The following is a 22906-nucleotide window of genomic DNA, read 5'->3' on the forward strand; positions in this document are numbered from 1 at the left end:
TTTATAAAATTCTCACTACATTTAAGCTTGCTGTAATCGCACCTGCTATAGTAGTCACATGCCCTACACCTAACGGGCCATTTTGTAATATTAATGTTGAATTGGCACTCGTCACATTCACAAGAAGTGTATTTGAAATGGCTGGTTCGATTACTACAGTTGATGTCGTTACGTTTTGTATAAAACTCCCTGTTAGTTGCGTTCCATTTAATAGCAATCTAACAGATACTGTCTCATTCCCACCATTTGCATCCCCTTGAAAATAGTAGCTTACTAAATATATTCCTGGCGTCGTTACTGTGACTGTCGTAGCACTAGTTAAAGATACACCAGTTCCATATACAGTGGATCCAGAATTAATTGGGATGTTGGCATTTGCTGCAATTGTGCTTGTTGATGTAGAAAAGAAATATCCGCCACCTGTCGATATAGCAGATGATCCTGTTGCTCCAGTTAAGCCTGTTGGACCTGTGGCACCTGTTGGGCCCGTTATCCCCGTTACCCCTGTTGCTCCAGTTATTCCTTGTATGCCTTGTATTCCGGTCGGTCCTGTTGCACCAGTCACTCCAGTCGCTCCGGTTGCTCCGGTTGCTCCCGTCACACCTTGTGGCCCCTGGATTCCTTGGATTCCTTGTGGACCTGTTGCTCCCGTAGGGCCGGTCGCTCCCGCCTGCCCCGTTACCCCTTGTGGACCTTGGATTCCTTGTGGACCTTGAGGACCCGTTGCTCCAGTAGGTCCGGTTGCTCCTGTTGGACCAGTTTCTCCTTGTGGTCCTTGAATTCCTTGAGGACCTTGGGGACCCGTTGCACCAGTAGGTCCGGTTGCTCCTGTTGCTCCTGTTGGACCCGTCGAACCGGTTATCCCTTGAATTCCTTGCGGTCCAGTTGGGCCGGTTGGACCGATTACACCTTGAATTCCTTGTATACCTTGTATTCCCTGTGGACCCATTACTCCTTGTGGTCCTTGAATTCCCTGTATTCCTTGAGGACCAGTTGCACCAGTCGGACCGGTTGGGCCTTGTGGACCTTGCACACCTTGTATTCCTTGAGGACCGGTTGGGCCTATACTTCCTTGTGGTCCCTGAATACCTTGTATTCCTTGAGGACCAGTTGGACCGGTTATGCCACTCGGACCTTGTACGCCTTGCACTCCTTGAGGACCGGTTGGACCACTCGGACCTTGGATTCCTTGTAGCCCCTGTAAACCAGTTGGACCGGTCGCTCCCCTTACTCCTTGCTCACCTTGTATGCCTTGTAGACCTTGAGGGCCGGTTGGACCGATTGGCCCCTGTGCTCCTTGCACTCCTTGTGGACCAGTCGGACCGGTTGCTCCTGCCGGTCCCTGGATTCCTTGTAGACCTTGCGGACCAGTCGGACCGGTTACTCCTTGTATCCCTTGTGGACCTTGAATGCCTTGATCACCCGTTGGACCCGTTGCCCCCATTGGTCCCTGTACTCCTTGCAAACCTGTTACACCAGTTGCTCCGGTCGGCCCCTGGATTCCTTGTACCCCTTGAATTCCAGTCGCTCCTGTTGCTCCGGTCGCTCCTGTTGCCCCTGTTGCTCCAGTCGGACCCGTTGGACCCCCTGGTGATCCTGCTGGACCGGTTGGACCAGTTGGACCTCCTGGCGGACCAGTTGGACCGGTTGCTCCAGTCGGGCCAGTTGCAGAACCTGTCGGACCAGTTATCCCAGTGGCTCCTGTTGGGCCGGTTGGACCTGGATCACCTTGTAAACCGGTTGGACCAGTCGGACCGATTACACCTTGCACTCCTTGTATTCCTTGTATTCCTGTTGGACCTACCTGCCCCATTTCTCCCTGGGGACCTTGTAAACCTTGAACACCAGTTTCCCCTTGTGGACCCATTGGTCCTTGCTCCCCTTGAATTCCTTGAGAACCAGTTGGCCCTGTTGGACCAATCGGACCCTGTATTCCTTGTATTCCGGTTACACCTTGTAAACCACTACCTCCTAAATTACCTTGCACACCTTGTATACCAGTATTTCCAGTTGGTCCAGTCGGACCAATTTCCCCTTGCACTCCTTGTATTCCTTGTACTCCTGTTGGTCCGGTTGGACCGATTTCTCCTTGCATTCCTTGTATGCCTTGTATTCCTGTTGGACCGGTCGGACCGATTGGGCCAGGAATTCCTTGTATCCCTTGAATACCAGTTGGACCAGTCGGACCTCTTTCTCCTTGTATTCCTTGAACACCTTGTATTCCCTGTGGGCCTCGTTCTCCCATAGGCCCTTGATTACCTTGAGCACCCCGTGGTCCTGTTAAACCAGTAGGACCTGTTGGTCCAATCTCTCCTTGCACCCCTTGCACTCCTTGTATTCCTGTCGGACCTGTTGGACCAATTGGCCCTTGTACGCCTTGTATTCCTTGCGGTCCAGTTGGTCCACCTAAAGAACCTGTCGGACCCGTTGGACCAGTCGGTCCCGTAATACCTGACGCCGGAAAAGGAATAGGTGCTTGAAACTTACTACACTTATCTTGATCCCTCACAAGCAGCTCCCCCCGTTATAACTAACGTATCAAACTATTTTTAATACATTTAAACTAGCTGTTATCACACCAGATAATGTCGTTACATGCCCAATAGCTAATGGGCCATTTTGTAAAGATAAAGTAGCATTTGAAGAAGTAACTTCAATGACCATCGTATTCGAAACTGCTGGTTCTAATATAAAAGTACCTCCTGTAACATAAAAAATAAAACTCCCTGCGACTTGTGTTCCATTTAAAGTAAGCCTCACTGAAATCGTTTCATTCCCCCCAGTTGGATCGCCTTGAAAATAATAGCTTACTAAATAAATTCCCGGCGTACTTAACGTTACAGTTGTTGCATTTGTTAAACTGACATCAGAACCAAAAACTGTAGATCCAGAATTAATTGGTATTAACGCATTCGCTGCAATTGTACTCGTTGAAGTAGAAAAGAAATAACCCCCCCCGCTAGGTAAGCCAGTCGCTCCTGTCGCTCCCGCTATTCCCAAGAAACCTATTGAACCTGCACTACCAGTTGCTCCTGTCGGTCCCACCACACCACTTGGGCCCTGACTACCTTGTGCTCCAACTGGGCCTATACTACCACTAGCACCTGTCACCCCACTTGCTCCAATTGGGCCTTGCAACCCTTGAATCCCTTGTATACCTTGTATTCCTTGCGGACCCGTTGCACCTGTATTGCCTGTCGTTCCCGTTATTCCTTGTATTCCCGTAATCCCTTGCACTCCTTGCACACCTTGTGGTCCAGTTGCCCCGGTTGCTCCAGTAGCCCCAGTTTCACCCGTTGCACCTGTAATTCCAACATTTCCTTGTGGGCCTTGTGGGCCTTGACTACCTTGCGCTCCTTGGACTCCTTGTGGGCCTGTTATACCGACTTCCCCTGCACTTCCTTGGGGACCTCTAATTCCTTGTGCACCTGTTGGACCGATAATTCCTTGCACTCCTTGTATTCCTTGCACTCCTTGCGCTCCTGTTGGACCCGTTATTCCTTGTAATCCTTGAGAACCTTGCAAGCCAATAGCTCCAGTCGGTCCTATTATTCCTTGCACTCCTTGAGGACCTTGTGCACCTTGTGTGCCTGTCAATCCGGTAGTCCCTTGTATCCCTTGAACACCTTGAGGACCTTGTATTCCAGCTGCTCCTGTTTCTCCTTGTATCCCTTGAACTCCTTGTATACCTTGTGATCCAGCAGGACCGGTTACTCCTCGGATTCCTTGTGCACCTTGAGCTCCTTCCGCTCCTGTAACACCAGCTGGACCAGCTACACCTTGGATTCCCACCATTCCTTGTGCACCTGTTGGACCGATTACACCTTGAATACCTTGAATACCTTTAGGACCTTCTGCACCTGTTGGACCGATTACTCCCAGCGGACCTTGTATTCCTCGAGAACCTTCTGCACCCGTTGGACCGGTTATACCTTGGTTACCTTGAGGACCTTGTGCCCCTTGTACTCCAACTGCTCCAACTACACCTTGGGAACCTTGCGCTCCTCTTACACCTTGAGGACCTGTTGGACCGGTTATACCTTGCACTCCTTGCGCTCCAATTGGTCCTATCCCACCGCTTACACCTGTTGAACCAGTCGCACCCGTTGGACCTGTTGGACCTCCTGGTGGACCGGGTGGTCCAGCTGGTCCAGTCACCCCACTAGATGGACCAATTGGACCAGTTGTTCCCGTCGGACCGCCCGGTGGTCCTTCTGAGCCTTGAATACCAATGCTACCTGTCGCTCCCGTTATACCTCTTATTCCTTTTATCCCTTGAAAACCTGTTGCTCCCGTTATACCTTGTATTCCTTGCACACCTTGTGGTCCTTGTAAACCTATTGCACCTGTTATCCCCTTTATTCCACTTATACCTTGGGCACCTTGCATTCCAGTAGAACCAGTTGGACCCACTTCCCCTTGTATTCCTTGAGCTCCTTGCGGGCCTTCCTCTCCAGTAATTCCTTGTATACCTTGGAAGCCGTCTTCTCCTTGTATACCAATAGCCCCTTGCTCTCCTTGTATTCCTTGAACACCTTGAGGGCCTTGTGGACCAGTTACACCCGAGACTCCAGTTATGCCTCTCTCTCCTTGCATTCCTTGTGCCCCTGTTTGTCCTCGCTCGCCTATTTCCCCTTGTATTCCTTGTGTGCCTTGTATACCTTGACTACCAGCAGGACCCGTTGCTCCTTGTATTCCTTCTAATCCTTGTACTCCAATATCACCAATTAGACCTTGGTTACCGATTAATCCTTGAGCACCTTGGAGACCAGTCGGGCCAGTTATACCTTGCTCTCCTGTATCACCAATAGCCCCTTGTATTCCTTGTGCTCCTGTTGTCCCTTGGGGACCTTGTATTCCCCTGATACCTTGAGGACCTTGGGGCCCAGTTGCTCCAGTCGGTCCAGTCACCCCTGTAGGACCAACAGGACCTTCATGCCCTCCAGTTGGACCGATTGGACCACTATTACCTGTCGGACCCGTTGCTCCTATAAACGGAAGAGGCAGTGCCACTCCAAATTTTTTGCACTTTCTATGATGACGCACAACAATCCCCCTTCCCCAAAATAATTACACCTTTTATATGAAATGCATTTTTATAAGAAAAGTACACCTTTAACCTGAATTTTATTAAAATAAAGAAGCCTATCATTTCATCTATTTGAAATCATAGGCTTCTTTTATAAAAACACTTTACTTTCTAGCTTTAATAATAAAAGTAGTCGGCACCATTCTAGCTTTATATAAAGAATAATACTTCGTAGACGGCTCAGCTAGTTCTCCATCAAACGAGCTTGATGGTTCAGGCTCTTCTATTCTCTCAATTTTAAATCCCGCTCTATTTAACTCATTTATGTATGTACTTATTTTTCTCTTATATAATGTCGCTTGTACATTTTCTCCTTTAAATGTTTCAAACGTAATGGGCGTTTCCTTATGATAAGAAGACTTTATAGCAACTTCTTCCGTACCATACTGTAAGTTTGAATATACCGGGTGCTCCCAACTAAAAATAAAACTTCCTCCTGGCTTTACATATGAATAAATCAGTTCCAACGTTTTTCTTAAATCCAAAGTCCAACCTAATGCATAAATGGAATATACAATATCAAAATATCCTTTCGGAATATCTCCTTCTTCTTCCATTGCTCCGCATACTAACTTTGGATTCCATTCCTTTAACGTCTTATTCGCTATTTCAATTTGTGTACTCGAAAGATCAAGCCCCCATAATTCCTCTGCCCCTTGTTCCGCCATATATTGCAACGAATGCCCACTTCCACAGCCAATATCAAGAACCTTTTTCTTTCTGATTGAATCGAACAAACGAATCTCATCTTCAGACGCCGTATACGGACCATATTTAGGTAAACAATCCACTTGAAAGAAATAAGGTGCAACTGTATCCCAACACTTTTTATTTAAAGCTAACATTTGCGTACCTTTCATATTCTACATTCCCCCATCCATTTTTCTTTCTCTAATATTAATTACATATCATAACCAGATCGCCCTTTTCTCTTCGCCCGGTAGTTTTTCACTTTCGCAATCGTACCGCATGCTCTTCCTCCTTCTTCTCCAGCATACATACCGCACCATCTTTTACTTCCATTTCGCGAATGATCATAAAATACCCAGCGACAATCTGGACATGCTTTTAACCTTCCCCATACATTTTCTTGAATTGACATTAACACAATGCTTAACACTTTTGTATACACATTCTCTTCATATACCGGTTCATATGTAATATCTTTCATATCATCCTTTATATGTACATAAAATGGGTATTTCTCTAACCATTTTTGCAATGATCCTTCGCCTTCAATTGTCATCCGAATATCTTCTCGAAAACCTCTTAATTCCTCTATCGTATGAAATGGAAACTCTTCATCAAAATATTCTTTCATAAAAAGCTTTATGTCTTCTTCTGTTTGCAGCAAATCAATTGGCTCTCTCGTATCGTTTGGTATTCTCCATGTATTTAAAAATTCCCGAATATGTTCTAGTTCATTTGGAGCGTTTTGATTCAATTCGATCCACCTTCTTCTTAAAATTTACTTTTTTCTGACTTTATGTATAATTATAGTATAAAATAGTTAACCATCAAATGATTTTACTGGTTACATAATTAGGAGGATTTCTATGAAAAGTTTCTCAACACCGATACGTTTCATGCTTATTTCTTCATTTTTTATGTCTTTTGGGTATTTTGCAGTATACGCATTTTTAGCTATTTATCTATTAACCTTTCTTCATTTTTCTGCTGTCCAAGTAGGAACAGTGTTGACGGTTATGACAATTACATCACGAGTTATCCCATTATTCTCAGGGTTAATTGCTGACAAAATAGGCTATATCATTATGATGATATCCGGTTTATTTTTGAGAGGAATCGGATTTATCGCTTTAGGAATATGCTCTGATTTCTATACAATTTCTATTTCTTCTGCACTTATTGGCTTCGGAACTGCATTTTACGAACCTGCTGCGCGCGCCATATTCGGTTCACAACCAGCTCATTTGAGAAAAAATTTATTTACATATTTAAACCTTAGCTTTAATTGCGGTGCAATAATCGGACCAATTGCAGGAGGGTTCTTACTCTTACTCGATCCACTCTACGCTTTCTCTCTAACAGGATCTCTTATGCTGTTATTCGCTTTTATCTTTTACTTACTTAAAAATCACTTCCAAGTCACTACTGAAAACACGTCTATTACATTAGGAATACAGGCCATCTTACAAAACAAGTCTTTCCTTCTGTTTTCCTTTATCATGATTTTCTTCTATATTATGTTTACTCAGCTTACTGTCGCACTTCCACTTCATATGAAAAACATTAGTAGTAGCAATCAACTTGCTACATTAGTCATTACGATAAATGCAATAACAGGCGTCCTATTTATGGTGTTATTCCGAAAACTCTTTCTCAAATACAACACCCTTTCCTTTATTAAATACGGTGTTTTACTAATGAGTATTTCCTTTTTACTCATTCCTTTATTTCAACACCCATATTGGCTCTTTATTTGTGTAATTTTATTTACAATCGGTGAAACACTTGTATTACCAAACGCTGATATCGCTATTGCAAATTACAGTAATGAATCATATACAGCCACTTTCTTTGGATTTTATCAACTATCACTCGCATTTGGTTTTATCATTGGTAATTATACCGGTACATCTTTTACATCCAACTTAAGCGGAGTGTATACACCATGGCTTATTTTTGGCGGAATAGGGCTTACTGGTTTTATTTCACTACATATTTTGAATATAAAAAAAGTGGCCTCTAAAGAGGATAGATATATACCTATGTAATACAAGCGTCCTATAATAAAAAAAATCGACCATCATATGTGACAGTCGATTTTTTTATTCTTCATATTCAAGATGATTATGCCTTTTACAACCAAACAAATAGCACCCACCTATAAAATCCGTTTCAAATTCTAACCCTGGAACATATCCTGATTTAATACGCTCTATCATTGTTTTATAATCATTATTCGCTTCTGTATATTCCTCAATTAACTCTTTCTTATCTTTCTCTGTCCAGTTGTCTTCTACTTCTTCATTCTCGACATCTTTTATTTCTGCTGTTTTCGCTTCGATAGATTCCCGTATCACTTCATTTATACGCGAGAAATGATTCACTTTATATAGAGCATAAACAAATCTACTAATCCAATTAGGACTTTTCCAGCATTTTTTGTATCCCTTTTCGAACCATTCAATTGCTTCTTTATAGCAATTCAACTCAACATATAAATCTGCTACATGAATTTCCCCTAAAAAATTATCAGACTCCCTGTTAAAAGTATCTAACTTCTCTTTTGCTTCTGTCGTTCGTTCTAAATCAATTAAACATTTTACATAGCTATACATGATATAGTCCGAATCCCCTGCAACTCGCAAGAAAAATTCTGAAGCTTTTTCCAGCTCTCCAAGGTTATAATGCGCTACAGCTACATTATGATATGCTTCATCTGATGGTTGAATCGAAATAGACTTTTGTAATGCTTCTTTCGCTTCTGTCCATTTTTCTTGTTTCATGTAAATGTCCCCTAAGATGTTATAAGGAAAGTATGAAGATGGATTCAACTTAACAACTTCTCTTATTAATTCAAGAGCTTTATCATCATTCTCTTCCTCATAAAAATACATCCAGGCAAGATTATTGAGAGATTGTACGTCTCTAGATTCATGTACTGCTTGTTGAAACAGTTCCATTGCTTCCTCATATTTATTTTGTTCAAACATTTCAATTGCCTTCTCATTAATGTTCAAATAACTACCTCCGAAGTAAATGAATTCATCTATTCCCTATCATTATAGTAAAATGTAAAAATTATAATTTCTATAAAAAATTTCTTTTTCTCGTCTACATTTCGATTGAAATAGAAGCTAAAACACACGAATTTACAACAATAAGTAAATTTTTCAGTCTCTCTTACATTGGATATACAGCCTTTTTTAATTTACATATTATGGTACAATAAAAAGAGTACTAGCTAAACATTTACGCTCCACACTAGCAGTCTAACAATGCCAAAATCAAAAATCACATAGAATCGGAGGGGATGTTATGAAAAGGAAATTACTTGTTCTTCTATTCACCGGAATCATACTATCAGGATGTTCAACTATAGCAGAGAATTCTTTAGAAAGCGGGAAAGGCAGTATGGAATTATTAACACCAACGATCACAGCAAAAGATAATGAGTTAGAAATTAAGACCGAGGGAATTGATGAAAATAAAGTAACTTTTATTTATGTTGCTAATAAAAAAGTGTTAGAACAAAAGCTAAAGAATGGTGAATCCTACAAGCTTAACATTAAAGATATCGAACACGCTCATCGGACAGACTACAAACCAAAAGTTCAACTTTTGCAAACGAAAGATGATAATGATGATGGAGAAATAGTAACCTTCAAACAAGTTAGATATACAGTTAAAAACTAATTTTAAAGTTGTTTCATTATAAATGTAACGAACGAAAATATACTTTTAACAGTAGATAAATGTAAGGGGTGCTAACATGAAAAAACGATGGATTTCTTGGTGGATTGGTAACCTATTTTGGATTATCGTTTTTGGAATATGGGCCGCTATTATTTGGTTACGAGAGATTGATGGTGCTGGTGTTATTCAAACACCTGAAATTAAATCCATATCACTTATCGTTATATTAATCGCGTTTATCATACCGGTATTTTTTCAAGTTATATGGCTAATCATTAATTTGAGGATGAGTAGAAAAAATAATTATACGATTTAGTTTTTCAATTAACAATAAAAAAGAGAGGAATCTACATCAAAATAGATTCCTCCCTTTTACATTTGGACTTATACTGCGCTTTTAATGCAGCACTACTCCTCTTTTTTACGATGCATGTTCATCTTTCTTTTTCATTAACGCTCTTTTCTTCATCGCCTTCGTTAAATATCCACCCTTAAACGAGCGAATTTCATACGAAGACATAAACGCTTTCGGTGCAATTTCATTAATGATTTCTAAAAGCTCTTTCTCCCTAGAACGCTTTGCGACGATATCTAAGCGATAACGTATAGAATTAATACCTTCGCCCTCAAATACTGTAACGCCAAATCCAGAGTGACGTAATTCATCTACTAATTCATTACAACGGTCTAGTAAACTAACTTGATACGTAATATAACCAATTGCTAATTTATTCTCTATATAACCGCCTAATAACAGTCCCGCACTAAAGCCAATGACATAGGCAACGATGTTCATCCAATTTGATAAATCTTGAAACACAATACCTAAACTGACAATGTAAATAGCTCCTTCTAACAATCCAACACCAGCAGCGGATCTTGTTTGATTCTTTACAAGCAAAATCGTACGGATTGTTAATATTGGAACGTAAATAATTTGAAGCACAAAAATAAGTAGCGCTTGTAACATTGGTATCCACCTCTTTCAAAAAGTCTTTTGTCATAATAACATACATAACCTTTAGAAATCGATGGGTTTTTTAAAATTTTTTTATTATTTTTCATACTATTGAAAAACACAAAAAAGAAGCGTATTATATTTGTCGTTAATTTGATTACTTGTATCATATCGCTAAACTAAAAAAGGAACCTGATTAGGTCCCTTTCATCATAGCTCTATATTTTTCGAAGCATGTTCTCTTTGCTTCTCTTCTTCCTTCACTAACTGCATATTTGCATGCGCTAAATTTGCAATCATTAAAAAGTGACCACCTAAAATACCTGTACCGAATGCCCACATTTCCATTTCATGCTCAATTTCATACATGATGATAGCTCCTAAAATAGCAGCTGCAAATCGGTTTAAAACTCCTAATCCAGGAGCCTTTTCCTTCATTACGATACTTTTTCCGAGTTTCTCCACTCTGCGAGCTAATAACCAAAGACAATAGGCGCTTACTGCTAATCCAATACCGAACCCTGTCACTTGTTTTCCAAACGGAGTAATCGTCCACATAAGTAGTAAACCACTAAAGATCACATACAATTGTAATCGATATACACGTAAGGCTTCTTGAATCAAAATATCCGCTCCTAAGTTCTCATTTTTTGTACTTTAGAAGAAAAGCAGCAACTTACACAGTTGCTGCTTTCTCTTCTTCTTGTTCTTGTTCCATCTTACGAATTTCAACACGTTTAATTTGGTAAGCGTCTTTTTCTAACACTTTAAATTCATAACCTTCCGCCTCAACGTGTTGTCCTTCTTCGATTTCATGATTTTGCATCATAATCCATCCACCGATTGTATCCACATCATCTTCTTCGATGTGTAATCCAAATAAATCTTTCACTTCTGAGATAAGCACTTTTCCATCAACAATAATATGTTGCTCGTTCACATGTTGAATTGGTGGTGCTTCATCTTCATCATATTCGTCACGAATTTCGCCGACGATTTCCTCCAAGATATCTTCAAGCGTTACAATTCCAGCTGTTCCTCCGTACTCATCATATAAAACAGCCATCGGAATTCGCTTCTTCTGCATTTGAAGTAATAAATCGTGAATTGGAGTCGTTTCCATCACTTCAATAATCGGACGCATATACGAGCGAATAGATGATAAATCTTTTTGATCCTCGGTCATATATCGAATAAAGAAATCTTTTACGTTGACCATACCGATAATATCATCTTTATCTTCTCCAAAAATCGGATAACGTGTGTATCGCTCATTTTGGATTACTTTCATGTGTTCTTCTACTGAATCTTCCAGGTAGAAACCAACGATTTCTGTTCGCGGTACCATAATCTCTTTTGCAATGCGATTATCAAATTCAAAAATGTTATTTACATACTTGTATTCAGCTTGATTAATTTCGCCACTTTCATAGCTATCTGAAAGGATAAGACGTAATTCTTCTTCTGTATGAGCTACTTCATGTTCTGAAGCTGGCTTTAAACCGAATAAACCAGTTATCACACGAGCTGAACCGTTCAATACCCAAATAAATGGATACATTACTTTATAGAACATCATTAATGGACCTGCCAATAATAACGTTACCCTTTCAGCCTTTTGAATTGCCATCGTTTTTGGAGCTAATTCCCCTACTACAACGTGTAAATACGTCATAATCATAAAAGCAAGACCAAATGTTAGTACTGATGAAATAGAAGGATTTAAGTTCCATTTCTCAAATAACGGGTGTAATAACTTTTCAATTGTCGGTTCACCTAACCAACCTAATCCCATAGCTGTAACTGTAATACCTAATTGACAAGCAGATAAATATTCATCTAAATTTGTTGTTACCTTTTTCGCTGCTAAAGCACCGCGTTTTCCTTCCGCAACAAGCTGATCGATACGGCTTGAACGTATCTTTACAATCGCAAACTCTGCTGCTACGAAAAATCCAGTAAATGCGATTAAAATCGCAACCATGACTAAATTAAATATTTCCAATGAATCCCCTTAGTTAAAAAACTAAGGTGTCCACCTCCTGTATACTATAATGTTTTCTTATTTGTTTGTTAGAAAACATAGCCCGATACAAAAATTAAAGAGGTCGGATTTCACTTATTCTATAATAATAGAGCAAGTGTCTGTATTAAAGCTGTCGTTTGACCAGATAAAGATTTCGATATTTTTTCACGTTGTGAATCAGTCAATCCATCTAAAAGCGGCTTTAACTCAGTAAGCTCCACTTCTAATTGATGAATATGGTCTGTCACTTCATTCACTTGTTTCGAAACGTGTTCATTGATACCGAGCAGCTTCTTCTTCTCCTCGATTTTCTCTTTAATCTCACAAAGCGGCATATGCATTTCTTTGCACTTCTCAATAAATTGTAATGTCTCAAATGCTGTTTCGTCGTAATAGCGATAATTAGATTGAGATCGCTCCGCTTTTAAGATACCTAGATTCGTATAATAATCAATCGTTCGTTTCGACACGTGAGCCATGAGAGCCAACTGTCCGATTCGATACACCTTCCCAACGATCTTCCCCCCTTGTTTATATTACTTACATCATACAACACATAAACTGTACAGTCAAACGTGACGGTTTATTATTCACAATTTATACAAAATTCCAATCTCCTCCTATGATGATTCAATACGAGTAATCTACACTTATACAATAAAATTACTAAACTACTACCTAATCACTACATTGTCTGCCACTTTTAACCTTTCTTATTTAAAAGCATATCCTACTAATAATGATTGCTTGTATAGGAGGGAATTAATATGAAAAAGACAATCATTTCTCATTTTTATAATGAAGAATACCTACTTCCATGGTGGCTTATGCATCACACGAAAATATTCGATCACGGCATTTTAATTAATAGAGGGTCTACAGATCGTTCCGTAGAGATTTGTAAACTATTAGCACCCCACTGGGAAGTACGAAATTCAAGATTTCTTGAGTTTGATCCAACTAATACTGATATTGAAGTGATGGAAATTGAAAGAGAAGTTTCAGGTTGGAAAATCGTTTTAAATACTACTGAATTCTTTTGTTGTAATAATACTGAAGAATTTTTTTCATCTCTTCATACACTAGGCCAAAACATGTATGCGATTAGAATGATTTTAATGATAGATAATCATAATTATAATTATTCAAAGCCTAGATATTCTATCCCCTTAGTAGAACAGCGATACCACGGTGTCTTCCCTTATAACCCAAATCTCGGATGTGCTTGGAGATTTATTCACAATCATCTAGACGGTGCATATTTACCTGGTAGACATCATTCGCGGCACGGATATATAATTTATGACTATCCTTCATTTATTTTAAAATTTTATTTTAGCCCTTGGAATGAACAATCAAAGGCAAGAAAATTACAAATTACACCTACCCTTTCAAAAAGGGGTGTTCAAATGGGACTTCAAACACATTACGGTCAATCTCCTGAAGTACTGGACATACGTTTTTTAGAGCTTAGTAACCTAACACAAGACCTCCGTCATAACCCTGAATATCAAGAATTATTTCCAAAATTCAAACCGTAATATTTTCTGCATCGTCATCACCTCAAACATTTTCATTCACTTAATCAAAAACAATCTCATTTGCATAAAACATGAATACTGTATAAATAATAAATTTTTATTTTAGGAGGAAAAAATGAAAGCTGTTATTCTTGCTGGTGGGTACGGTACAAGAATTGGGGAAGAAACACATTTAAAACCGAAACCTATGATTGAAATTGGAACAAAGCCCATTCTATGGCACATTATAAGTTTGTATAGTCATTACGGGATTACTGAGTTTATTATTTGCTTAGGCTATAAAGGATATGCAATTAAAGAGTTCTTTCTAAATTACAACTTACACATGTCTGATTTCACAATACAGTTAAACGATAATACAATTACTAGCCATTCTCATCGTGTAGAACCATGGAAAGTTACACTAATCGATACTGGTGTAAATACCGAAACGGGTGGCCGAGTGAAAAAGATTCAAAATTATGTCGGAGACGAACCTTTCTGCCTCAGTTATGGTGATGGATTAAGTAATGTAAATATAAAAGAACTTATTACATTCCATAAAAAACATGGAAAAATGGCTACTGTTACTGCCGTACAACCTCCTGGTAGATTTGGTTCTCTCATATTAGATAAACAGTCTGTAACATCTTTTCAAGAAAAACCATTAGGTGATGGCGGATGGGTTAACGGTGGATTTTTCGTTTTAAATCCTGAAGTTTTCAATTACATTAGTGGAGATAAGTCTGTTTTTGAAACAGACACTTTAGTTCAGTTAGTAAACAAAAATGAATTGGCCGCATATCAACATTCTGGTTTTTGGCATCCGATGGATACATTGCGCGATAAAAATAAATTAGTCGAGCTATGGGAAAGTAATAACGCTCCGTGGAAGGTTTGGTAATATGGCTTCATCATCTTTTTGGAATAAGAAAAAAGTATTTATTACAGGACATACTGGATTTAAAGGCTCCTGGCTCACCCTTTTCTTAAGTTCTTTAGGTGCAGAAGTAGTAGGCTTTTCTTCTCATCCCCCATCCATTCCTAACATTTTTGAACAAGGTAACGTAGCAAAAGAGTGCACGACAATGAAAGGCGATATTACAGATTACCATTCTTTATTTCATGCCATGAAGCAGCATAAACCTGACATAATATTTCATTTAGCAGCTCAGCCAATCGTAACCGCTTCATACAAAAATCCTATCGATACATTCAAAACGAATGTTTTAGGTACTGTCCACGTGCTAGAAGCAGCAAAGTCCGTCGAAAGCGTACGTGCCATTATTAATGTGACAAGCGATAAATGTTATGAGAATGACGGTAGTGGCGACCGAGCGTTCGTGGAAAATGACCGACTAGGAGGTTTCGATCCTTATAGCGCTAGTAAAGCTTGCGCTGAAATAGCGGCAACATCCTATCAAAAATCATTCTTCCGCACTAATACCCAGAAACTCGCCTCAGTCAGAGCTGGTAACGTCATCGGCGGTGGTGATTGGGCAGAAGACCGATTATTCCCTGATATCATTCGGGCATATTTGCACAATCATACTTTGTGTATTAGAAACAAATATGCCGTCCGTCCGTGGCAACATGTTTTAGATCCTCTACATGGCTATATCCTTTTAGCTGAGAAACTTTGGAATGATGCTAAATATGCAGAAGCGTGGAATTTCGGCCCAATGAATGAACCTAACAGAACCGTTCATGATGTCATTGAATCTGTAATAAAATTATGGAATAACCCACTAACAATCATTTCCTCCTCTACAAATACTCCTTATGAATCACCTGTTTTAACACTCGATAGTACAAAAGCAGTAAACAAACTCGGCTGGACTCCTAAGTTATCAACAGATGATGCTATCGCTTGGACTGTTGATTGGTACAAAAAATATGCATCTGGTGAAAATATAGAATCTTTCACACGACAACAAATCGATGCATTCAAAAATTTATAAGGAGGCTATAAAATGGAACAGAAAAAATGCCGTTTTTGCCACTCATTACTAACCAACACTTTTTTAGATTTGGGCGTTTCCCCTCTTGCTAATTCATTTGTAGCTCCTGAAAGCTCATATAAAATGGAACCTTTTTATCCGCTGCACACATTTGTTTGTAACTCTTGTTTACTCGTACAGCTAGATGAATTTGAATCCCCACAAAATATTTTCCATAACTATTTATACTTCAGCTCTTACTCCTCAAGTTGGCTACTACACGCTAAACAATATGTAGAAATGGCGATTAAGCGTTTCAACTTAACGAAACATTCAAAAGTGATTGAAATCGCAAGTAACGATGGGTACTTATTACAATACTTTAAAAAAGAAAATATCGAGACATTGGGAATTGAACCCGCGAAAAACGTAGCAGAAATTGCTATCAAAAAAGGAATTCCTACTCATGTGAATTTTTTCAGTAATGACTTAGCAAAAAAATTGCCACAAGCTGATTTAATCGTCGCAAATAACGTATTAGCACATGTTCCAAACTTGCATGATTTTGTTGCCGGTTTAAAAACGTTATTAAAACAAGATGGCACGATAACAATTGAATTCCCACACTTATTAAACCTCATATCCTTTAAACAGTTCGATACTATCTACCATGAGCACTTTTCCTACTTCTCACTTATAAGCCTTCAAAAAGTTTTAAGTTATCATCATTTACAAATTGTTGATGTAGAAGAACTTTCAACGCATGGTGGTTCCTTACGGATTTTTGTAAACCATCTAAGTGCCCAATCAACTATCCATTCCAATGTTACAAAATTAATTCAAAAAGAAGTCGACCACGGGTTAGATACTTTAGATTGCTATCTCCTTTTTTCTAAACGCATCGAACAATTGAAAATAAATATTTTAAAGTTTTTTATTGAAACGAAAGCTTTAAACAAACAAATTATCGGTTACGGTGCTCCAGCTAAAGGAAACACCCTTTTGAATTATTGCGGGATAGGTAAAGAATTTCTAGCTTATACAGTAGATAAAAATCCTCACAAACAAAATCTCCTTTTACCAGGAACTCGTATTCCAATAAAATCTCCAGCAGAAATTAAACGTACAAAACCGGATTACATTCTTATACTTCCTTGGAATTTGAAAGACGAAATTATGAAAGAATGCTCTTTCATTCGTGAATGGGGCGGTAAATTTTTAGTGACGGTTCCAGAAATTGAGGTGATCGAGCCATGAAGAAAGTTGTTGTAACAGGTGGTAGTGGCTGGATAGGTAAATATGTTGTACATTCACTTATACAAAAGGGATATGAAGTGCACGCCACGTATAATAAAAATAACCCCTCTCACCTCCCTTGCCATTGGCATAAAGTAAACTTGCTTCGCGATGACGAAGTAAAACAATTCATTTCGGATGTTCAGCCTAGCCATCTCATTCACCTTGCTTGGGAAGCGGTGCCACCAGCATGCTATGTATCTATTAATAATTACTATTGGCTAAAGTCTAGTATTTCATTGATTCAACACTTCACAACATGCGGCGGAAAGCGTGTTGTCGTTGCAGGTACTGGCGCAGAGTACGAATGGTTTAACGGCGTATTATTTGAAGATTCACCGCTCCTTTCCTATAAAACCCCGTATTCTTTATGTAAAAATGCACTGCACTCCTGGCTAGAAACGTATGCACAACAAACAGGCCTCAGCATGTGTTGGGGCCGCATTTTTCATATGTATGGACCTCACGAACAAGGTAATCGGCTCGTTTCTAACATTATCACTTCCTTATTAAAAAACGAGGAAGCACTATGTACACATGGAAAACAATCGAGAGATTTCCTCCATGTGAGTGACGTCGCTGACGCTCTCGTAACAATATTAGAACACAGCGTTACAGGCACCATCAATATCGCTTCTGGTCAATCTGTACAAATTAAAAAGTTAGCTTCTATCATTGCTAAAAAGATAGGAAAAGAACATTTAATTAAACTAGGTGCAATCCCTTTCTCTAAAGATGAACCTTTATTTGTCGGGGTTAATGTAGAACGTTTAAAAACTGAAGTAAACTGGAAACCAACATACGATCTAAATACAGGAATTGAAGAAACAATTTTATGGTGGAAATCATTTATACAAAAACATAACGATATGCATCATTAAAACGTAAATCCTTCGTTCCTCTCGCTAATTCCTTATACCATTCTCCTAATCTTTCCGACGTAATAATATGATGCGTCCCCATTCCCCCATGCTTACTAGCTTCAGAAAGAGTCGGACCAATTTGTAACTTTCTCTTTCTCATCGCATCGTTCCACGGACTAAACCCAAACCATAATATACAGGCAAGAGGTGGATAAATCATCGATTCATGCGCAGATAAATGTCTTCCAACCGTATAACTTCCATGCTCATGATTATGAATAAATCTACCTCTTCTCCATAACGGCCAATCTTCTGGTAAATAACCATGAAATCGCTGTTTCATTAAAGGTATTCCAAAGTTAAGGTCCGGATAGTTGTAGTTAGGATCATCAACCATAATAAGCCCGTCCAGCCAATACATCCTCCCCCCCAATTCATTTAGCGATTTCCAAAACTGATTTTTATCTTGCACGCAAAGAAACTCAGTCGTATTTAAAATCATTTTCCATCCTTGTACTTCTTGTTCTATCCTCATCACTTCATGATCTGTCGCATATGCATCAAACTCTGGATTTACAGAATCTCGCACCTCCCAATGCGGTGCGAATTTTTTACAAATCTCAACGGAACGATCTGTTGAACCTTTATTAATTAAAATACCATGATCAAAAAGTTTCGTATGATGCATAAGCCACCATGGCAATAAATACTCTTCATTGTAAAAATGTGAAATAACGGTTGTAGTTATAATAATCTCCTCCTCTTTCTCTATTAATCTACTTTTTATCCTACAACCAATATACTCATAAGCAAAAATATGTTTCCTAATTATTGATCAAATATTATTATTAATATTTTTGTAAGTTTTCCTTTGGTATCCAGCCCTTCTCACCATCTCTTCCTTCGCACCAAACCCATCCATTCAATTCTTCTAATCCGATCAATCTTTCTCCAATACTCACATTTAATTCTTTCGCAGTATATTGTTTTATAATAATTCCTGTTCCATTCATATCTTTTCTTATAATTTGCTCCGGAACCCATCCTTTCCGGTTATACTTCTCTTCGTGACAAAACATCCAGTTTTCCCAGTTTTCCGGACCAGCGTAACTCTCTATCATTTTCACTACATCCCCCTCTTCTAAGCGAATTGGATTAGGATAATTGCTAACATGTGATTTTATAACGATATATTTCATAACAACCTCCAATAATCAGAAAATTAAGTTATAATATCATTATAACTTAAAGAGGAGGAATGCACGCATGTACTACAACACTTCATTCGAAAACGATCAACCTGTAGGCCGTCTATAAACTAAGACGGGCAATCATATAACACATACACTACGCCTCGTCTTAGGGAACTCATAATACCCTAAAAATAGACGGAGGTACTTTACATGAAACAAACAATTTTAGGAGCTATATATTTATCACTAGCAGCAAGTATATGGGGCGGTATGTATGTTGTTAGTAAATACGTACTCGATTTTATCCCACCACTAACACTCGTTTGGCTACGCTTTATTATCGCTTTTGTTGTTTTGTATGGCATTTTAAAACTAGCTGAGAAAAAGCAAAAGAAAAAAGTAACCATTCGCAAAAAAGATTGGCTCCTCTTCGCTTGGATTGGATTTATCGGCTATTTCATTTCGATCACATGCCAATTTATCGGAACAAAATTATCCGACGCTCATACAGGCTCGTTAGTTACATCAGCTACACCTGCATTTATGGTTATATTTGCAGCGCTCATTTTGAAAGAGAAACTAACTGCTCGTAGACTTTTATCTACTATAATAGCGACAATCGGTGTCATTATCGTAATCGGATGGGACATTGAAATCGGCTCTTATTTTATCGGAACAATCATTTTAGTTGGAGCTGCTATTACGTGGGCTTTACTATCTATTCATGTAAAAATCGCTTCAATCCAATTTTCATCCTTAGTTATTACAACGTACGCAATTTTCTTTTCACTCTTTTTTATTACACCTTTTATGATATGGGAACTACAAGCGGCCTCTATCGGAACAGTAAATACGTACGTAATATTAGGCGTATTATACTTAGGAATCGTCTCAACAGCAGGTGCCTTTTTCCTTTGGAATAAAGGATTGGAATTAATGGATGCAAGCATCGGTTCCTTATTTTTCTTCTTCCAACCTATCGTTGGATCGTTACTTGGCTGGCTCTTATTAAATGAGACATTAAATAGTAACTTTTTCATTGGTGGTATTCTCATTATATGTAGCGTTTTCATTACTACTTTTGAAAAGAAATAAAAAGCAGGCAGAGATTCTTAGTCTCTGCCTGTTCGCATAATTGGATCTTGGTCGTGAAAACCAATACAAATCGGTATATATCATAATACTTCGCTTCTATTTGCTCTACTGCTAACGAAAAGACATCCTCTTGCATCTCTTCTAAATACTGAAATATATCCACACTAAACACTCCTCACTCTTTACGCACTCCAATGCGATGGACGGGACAATAATTTCGGTAATTTCGTATGCTTATCCCCTCTCGCAGCATTAACTTGAACTTGCGTCAGAAAAATACTATTAGTAAAATCAGCCCCGCGAATATCTGCATCTCGCAAATCTGCTCCGATGAGATCTGCTCCTCTTAAATCTGCACCATTTAAGTTAGCCGCAATTAAATAAGCTCCTCTTAAATTTGCACCTTGTAAATTTTTCTTTTTCAGATTCGCTCCCATAAGGTCTGCTCCACGGTGTATGATTCGTTTCTTACGCGCAGTATTCATTTCCTTCCATACTAGTTCGCTCGTTTCTAAAAGGAGAATGTTCACCTCTGCCCTATGCATTGGAACATTTATTTTCATTAACTCATCTGGATTTAAATTCGAAAGTCGCTCTGTCTCCTCAATTGCGTTCTCCAGCTCTTTATGAATTGGCTGTGTTGCCTTTAAAAGAATCGCCTCATTCAAATACCAAAGCATTTCATGAAGTTGATGCATAACTGGAAAAGCATCGTACATTTTTCTTGCATGCTTTGCATCTTTCCGCCAATCAATCCCTTTAAACGTACCCTGAGAAATCTTCTGTCCAGCACCGAAACACTCAAATACTGTACAACCTTTATAACCTTTTCCTCTAAGATTTTTATGTATACTACATTTGAAATCTGATTGTAAGTTGGAACATGGTTTACCACCATCTTTATTCACTGCAAAATCTACCGATGCTGCGAACGGTAATGCAACGCAACATAGACCGAAGCATTTTTCGCAGTTTGCTTTTAAATGATCGTTATGATTAGTCAAAATCTATACCCCCTGTTGTCTTTTGACTATTTCATAATATTCCAACTGTAATAAATAATCAATTTTAAAATAAACCAGCATCTTTCGTTTCAATTCATAACTTTATCATTCGATTTCCTTTCAATTGAAAAGGACTATTTCTATTTAATGAATTATAATTAAATTATAAATTTTCTAACTAAAAAGGAGACTTATTATGGCACTAGAAATGAAAACAAACTGTCAAATTTGCGATCAATCGCTCGAACAAGATTCTGAAGCATACATTTGTGTATATGAATGTACATTTTGCGCACCATGTACAGAAGAAAGACATAACGTTTGTCCAAACTGCGGCGGCGAATTAGTACGTAGACCGAAAAAGAAATAATAAAAAGCAAAGCGATATCGCTTTGCTTTTGTTTAGGCATCTGAAATTATATATTTAAAAACTTCACACAAACAGGCTCTGGCACAACAACATCAGATTGTAAAAGTGTTAACTTACCTGTAGATTCATCTCTTGAAAATAACACAAGATTATGTGACTTTTCATTTGTAGCAACAAGAAACTTTTCAGTAGGATCTAATACAAAGTCCCTCGGCCAATTTCCTTCTGTAGATGTATGTTCCACAAATGTAAGCTGGCCTGAGTTTTGATCTACGCTATAAACAGCGATACTATTATGACCACGATTACCTGCATATACAAAGTGGCCGTCAGAAGAAATATGGATAGCACTGCCTTGACTATTTTCATCAAATTGTTCTGGAAGAGTAGAAATATACTGTAATTCTGTAAAGGATCCTTCTTCCGAGTTATATGTTAGCGCAATAACCTCTGAACTAAGCTCCGTCATTACATAAGCGTATTTTCCATTTGGATGAAAAGCAATGTGTCTTGGTCCACTTCCCGGATTCACAGACAGGCTATTCACTTCTATTAATGTACTATCTTTTATTTCATACGTAATTAATTTATCTATCCCTAAATCAACACCTATCACATATTTTTCATCAGGAGTATATCCCGCGTAATGTGCATGTGGTTTTTCTTGTCTTTCTTTATTCGGACCTGAACCTTCATGTGCCATAATAGATGCAGCAGGATTTACAGTTCCATTTTCTTCATTTACTTTAAAAGACTCAATCGTTCCTTTATGGTAATTTGCTGTAACTACTGTATGATTTCCACTATCAACACTAATATGACAAGGAGAAGCCCCTTCTACTACTTGTCTATTTTTCGCTTTTAGTTCTCCAGTATGACTATCAATGGAATAAGCAGCTACACCGCCAGATTCGCCTTCCTTAACAACAGAATAGAGATATTCATTATTTCGGTTAATCGTTACATATGTAGGGTTATCCAGCTTAGCGGCAAGTGTTACATTACTAATTTTTTTTGCTTCTGTGTCTAAAGTAAACTTATATATTCCTTCACTATTTTCTTTCGTGTAAGTTCCAACATATCCAATAAACTCTTTGTTATCCTTCATTTTCATAACCCTCTCTCCCTATATTTTTCATTCATCATACTTCTTAACATATTTTATGTTG

General features: G+C 38.5%; 23 protein-coding genes. 10 read left to right on the plus strand and 13 right to left on the minus strand.

The annotated features are described in order from the left end of the window. Position 1 precedes the first annotated feature (1 nt). The 4 genes from DN399_RS16220 to DN399_RS16235 form a co-directional block, all read right to left on the minus strand. Positions 2–2515: a BC_3345 family exosporium-associated protein gene (locus DN399_RS16220; protein ID WP_349237038.1), complete on the minus strand. Its 2514-nt coding sequence runs from the start codon at positions 2513–2515 to the stop codon at positions 2–4. A 23-nt stretch (positions 2516–2538) separates the two neighbouring features. Next, positions 2539–5046 (minus strand): collagen-like protein, encoded by a 2508-nt coding sequence (locus DN399_RS16225; protein ID WP_061113583.1) that lies wholly within the window; start codon positions 5044–5046, stop codon positions 2539–2541. A gap of 147 nt (positions 5047–5193) precedes the next feature. Further along, the gene (locus tag DN399_RS16230) at positions 5194–5949 is read right to left on the minus strand and encodes a class I SAM-dependent methyltransferase (protein ID WP_025708778.1); all 756 of its coding nucleotides are present in this window, start codon (positions 5947–5949) and stop codon (positions 5194–5196) included. Positions 5950–5990: 41 nt separating this feature from the next. Then, positions 5991–6533 (minus strand): CGNR zinc finger domain-containing protein, encoded by a 543-nt coding sequence (locus tag DN399_RS16235; RefSeq protein ID WP_149149818.1) that lies wholly within the window; start codon positions 6531–6533, stop codon positions 5991–5993. 112 nt (positions 6534–6645) lie between these two features. Here DN399_RS16235 and DN399_RS16240 point away from each other — a divergent pair, with 112 nt between their 5' ends. Further along, positions 6646–7827 carry an MDR family MFS transporter gene (locus DN399_RS16240; protein ID WP_006922528.1) on the plus strand — a complete coding sequence of 394 codons (1182 nt, stop codon included), beginning with the start codon at positions 6646–6648 and terminating at the stop codon, positions 7825–7827. Between the two features lie 54 nt (positions 7828–7881). Here DN399_RS16240 and DN399_RS16245 read toward each other — a convergent pair whose 3' ends face one another. After that, positions 7882–8796, minus strand: a complete 915-nt coding sequence (locus tag DN399_RS16245; RefSeq protein ID WP_016122885.1) for a tetratricopeptide repeat protein — start codon at positions 8794–8796, stop codon at positions 7882–7884. Between the two features lie 298 nt (positions 8797–9094). Between DN399_RS16245 and DN399_RS16250 the strand changes: the two genes are divergently transcribed. After that, entirely contained in the window at positions 9095–9472 is a 378-nt protein-coding gene (locus DN399_RS16250; RefSeq protein ID WP_000823781.1) for a hypothetical protein, read from the plus strand. 76 nt (positions 9473–9548) lie between these two features. Beyond that, positions 9549–9788: a DUF3923 family protein gene (locus DN399_RS16255; protein ID WP_149149819.1), complete on the plus strand. Its 240-nt coding sequence runs from the start codon at positions 9549–9551 to the stop codon at positions 9786–9788. A gap of 105 nt (positions 9789–9893) precedes the next feature. On the opposite strand, the gene DN399_RS16260 is transcribed toward DN399_RS16255, so the two are convergent. The 4 genes from DN399_RS16260 to DN399_RS16275 all read right to left on the minus strand — a co-directional run bounded on the left by DN399_RS16260 (position 9894) and on the right by DN399_RS16275 (position 12962). Beyond that, positions 9894–10442: a DUF2179 domain-containing protein gene (locus DN399_RS16260; RefSeq protein ID WP_000938438.1), complete on the minus strand. Its 549-nt coding sequence runs from the start codon at positions 10440–10442 to the stop codon at positions 9894–9896. A 198-nt stretch (positions 10443–10640) separates the two neighbouring features. Next, the gene (locus tag DN399_RS16265) at positions 10641–11054 is read right to left on the minus strand and encodes an ATP synthase subunit I (protein WP_000613869.1); all 414 of its coding nucleotides are present in this window, start codon (positions 11052–11054) and stop codon (positions 10641–10643) included. Positions 11055–11106: 52 nt separating this feature from the next. Continuing rightward, the gene (locus tag DN399_RS16270; RefSeq protein ID WP_000402258.1) at positions 11107–12435 is read right to left on the minus strand and encodes a hemolysin family protein; all 1329 of its coding nucleotides are present in this window, start codon (positions 12433–12435) and stop codon (positions 11107–11109) included. A gap of 119 nt (positions 12436–12554) precedes the next feature. Further along, positions 12555–12962 (minus strand): MerR family transcriptional regulator, encoded by a 408-nt coding sequence (locus DN399_RS16275; protein ID WP_000285635.1) that lies wholly within the window; start codon positions 12960–12962, stop codon positions 12555–12557. A gap of 261 nt (positions 12963–13223) precedes the next feature. Between DN399_RS16275 and DN399_RS16280 the strand changes: the two genes are divergently transcribed. The 5 genes from DN399_RS16280 (at position 13224) to DN399_RS16300 (ending at position 18093) form a co-directional block, all read left to right on the plus strand. Next, positions 13224–13997 (plus strand): glycosyltransferase family 2 protein, encoded by a 774-nt coding sequence (locus tag DN399_RS16280; RefSeq protein ID WP_000750973.1) that lies wholly within the window; start codon positions 13224–13226, stop codon positions 13995–13997. A gap of 115 nt (positions 13998–14112) precedes the next feature. Continuing rightward, entirely contained in the window at positions 14113–14880 is a 768-nt protein-coding gene (gene rfbF, locus DN399_RS16285) for a glucose-1-phosphate cytidylyltransferase (RefSeq protein WP_149149820.1), read from the plus strand. Position 14881: 1 nt separating this feature from the next. Then, a complete protein-coding gene (rfbG, locus tag DN399_RS16290; protein ID WP_000168654.1) occupies positions 14882–15937 on the plus strand; it encodes a CDP-glucose 4,6-dehydratase in 1056 nt (351 codons plus the stop codon). 12 nt (positions 15938–15949) lie between these two features. Then, positions 15950–17173 carry a class I SAM-dependent methyltransferase gene (locus DN399_RS16295; protein ID WP_149149821.1) on the plus strand — a complete coding sequence of 408 codons (1224 nt, stop codon included), beginning with the start codon at positions 15950–15952 and terminating at the stop codon, positions 17171–17173. Beyond that, a complete protein-coding gene (locus DN399_RS16300; RefSeq protein ID WP_000758375.1) occupies positions 17170–18093 on the plus strand; it encodes an NAD-dependent epimerase/dehydratase family protein in 924 nt (307 codons plus the stop codon). The genes DN399_RS16295 and DN399_RS16300 overlap by 4 nt, the downstream gene beginning before the upstream one ends. Here the strand turns inward: DN399_RS16300 and DN399_RS16305 are convergent. Next, entirely contained in the window at positions 18062–18862 is an 801-nt protein-coding gene (locus DN399_RS16305; protein ID WP_076774856.1) for a glycosyltransferase family 2 protein, read from the minus strand. The genes DN399_RS16300 and DN399_RS16305 overlap by 32 nt on opposite strands. Before the next feature lie 61 nt (positions 18863–18923). Further along, positions 18924–19274, minus strand: a complete 351-nt coding sequence (locus DN399_RS16310) for an SH3 domain-containing protein (RefSeq protein ID WP_000875288.1) — start codon at positions 19272–19274, stop codon at positions 18924–18926. A 204-nt stretch (positions 19275–19478) separates the two neighbouring features. Here DN399_RS16310 and DN399_RS16315 point away from each other — a divergent pair, with 204 nt between their 5' ends. Continuing rightward, entirely contained in the window at positions 19479–20363 is an 885-nt protein-coding gene (locus DN399_RS16315) for a DMT family transporter (RefSeq protein WP_000814760.1), read from the plus strand. Between the two features lie 182 nt (positions 20364–20545). Here the strand turns inward: DN399_RS16315 and DN399_RS16325 are convergent, their stop codons facing one another. After that, entirely contained in the window at positions 20546–21367 is an 822-nt protein-coding gene (locus DN399_RS16325) for a pentapeptide repeat-containing protein (RefSeq protein WP_000181428.1), read from the minus strand. A 196-nt stretch (positions 21368–21563) separates the two neighbouring features. On the opposite strand from DN399_RS16325, the gene DN399_RS16330 reads away from it, so the two are divergent. Next, positions 21564–21737, plus strand: coding sequence for a DUF1272 domain-containing protein (locus DN399_RS16330; RefSeq protein ID WP_001162788.1), 174 nt, complete (start codon positions 21564–21566; stop codon positions 21735–21737). Positions 21738–21783: 46 nt separating this feature from the next. Here the strand turns inward: DN399_RS16330 and DN399_RS16335 are convergent, their stop codons facing one another. Then, positions 21784–22851 (minus strand): lactonase family protein, encoded by a 1068-nt coding sequence (locus tag DN399_RS16335; RefSeq protein ID WP_149149822.1) that lies wholly within the window; start codon positions 22849–22851, stop codon positions 21784–21786. Between the last annotated feature and the right edge of the window lie 55 nt (positions 22852–22906).

Origin of the sequence: Bacillus sp. AR4-2, from assembly GCF_008274865.1 — a bacterium.
Classification (GTDB): domain Bacteria; phylum Bacillota; class Bacilli; order Bacillales; family Bacillaceae_G; genus Bacillus_A; species Bacillus_A cereus.

What these genes read in the sequence shown, in the direction of transcription:
- DN399_RS16310 (WP_000875288.1), bottom strand. Translation starts at nt 19,274, where the DNA reads ATGAAATATATCGTTATAAAATCACATGTTAGCAATTATCCTAATCCA.
- DN399_RS16260 (WP_000938438.1), bottom strand. Translation starts at nt 10,442, where the DNA reads ATGTTACAAGCGCTACTTATTTTTGTGCTTCAAATTATTTACGTTCCA.
- DN399_RS16295 (WP_149149821.1), top strand. Translation starts at nt 15,950, where the DNA reads ATGGAACAGAAAAAATGCCGTTTTTGCCACTCATTACTAACCAACACT.
- DN399_RS16255 (WP_149149819.1), top strand. Translation starts at nt 9,549, where the DNA reads ATGAAAAAACGATGGATTTCTTGGTGGATTGGTAACCTATTTTGGATT.
- DN399_RS16280 (WP_000750973.1), top strand. Translation starts at nt 13,224, where the DNA reads ATGAAAAAGACAATCATTTCTCATTTTTATAATGAAGAATACCTACTT.
- DN399_RS16335 (WP_149149822.1), bottom strand. Translation starts at nt 22,851, where the DNA reads ATGAAAATGAAGGATAACAAAGAGTTTATTGGATATGTTGGAACTTAC.
- DN399_RS16240 (WP_006922528.1), top strand. Translation starts at nt 6,646, where the DNA reads ATGAAAAGTTTCTCAACACCGATACGTTTCATGCTTATTTCTTCATTT.
- DN399_RS16315 (WP_000814760.1), top strand. Translation starts at nt 19,479, where the DNA reads ATGAAACAAACAATTTTAGGAGCTATATATTTATCACTAGCAGCAAGT.
- rfbG (WP_000168654.1), top strand. Translation starts at nt 14,882, where the DNA reads ATGGCTTCATCATCTTTTTGGAATAAGAAAAAAGTATTTATTACAGGA.
- DN399_RS16330 (WP_001162788.1), top strand. Translation starts at nt 21,564, where the DNA reads ATGGCACTAGAAATGAAAACAAACTGTCAAATTTGCGATCAATCGCTC.
- DN399_RS16230 (WP_025708778.1), bottom strand. Translation starts at nt 5,949, where the DNA reads ATGAAAGGTACGCAAATGTTAGCTTTAAATAAAAAGTGTTGGGATACA.
- DN399_RS16300 (WP_000758375.1), top strand. Translation starts at nt 17,170, where the DNA reads ATGAAGAAAGTTGTTGTAACAGGTGGTAGTGGCTGGATAGGTAAATAT.
- rfbF (WP_149149820.1), top strand. Translation starts at nt 14,113, where the DNA reads ATGAAAGCTGTTATTCTTGCTGGTGGGTACGGTACAAGAATTGGGGAA.
- DN399_RS16250 (WP_000823781.1), top strand. Translation starts at nt 9,095, where the DNA reads ATGAAAAGGAAATTACTTGTTCTTCTATTCACCGGAATCATACTATCA.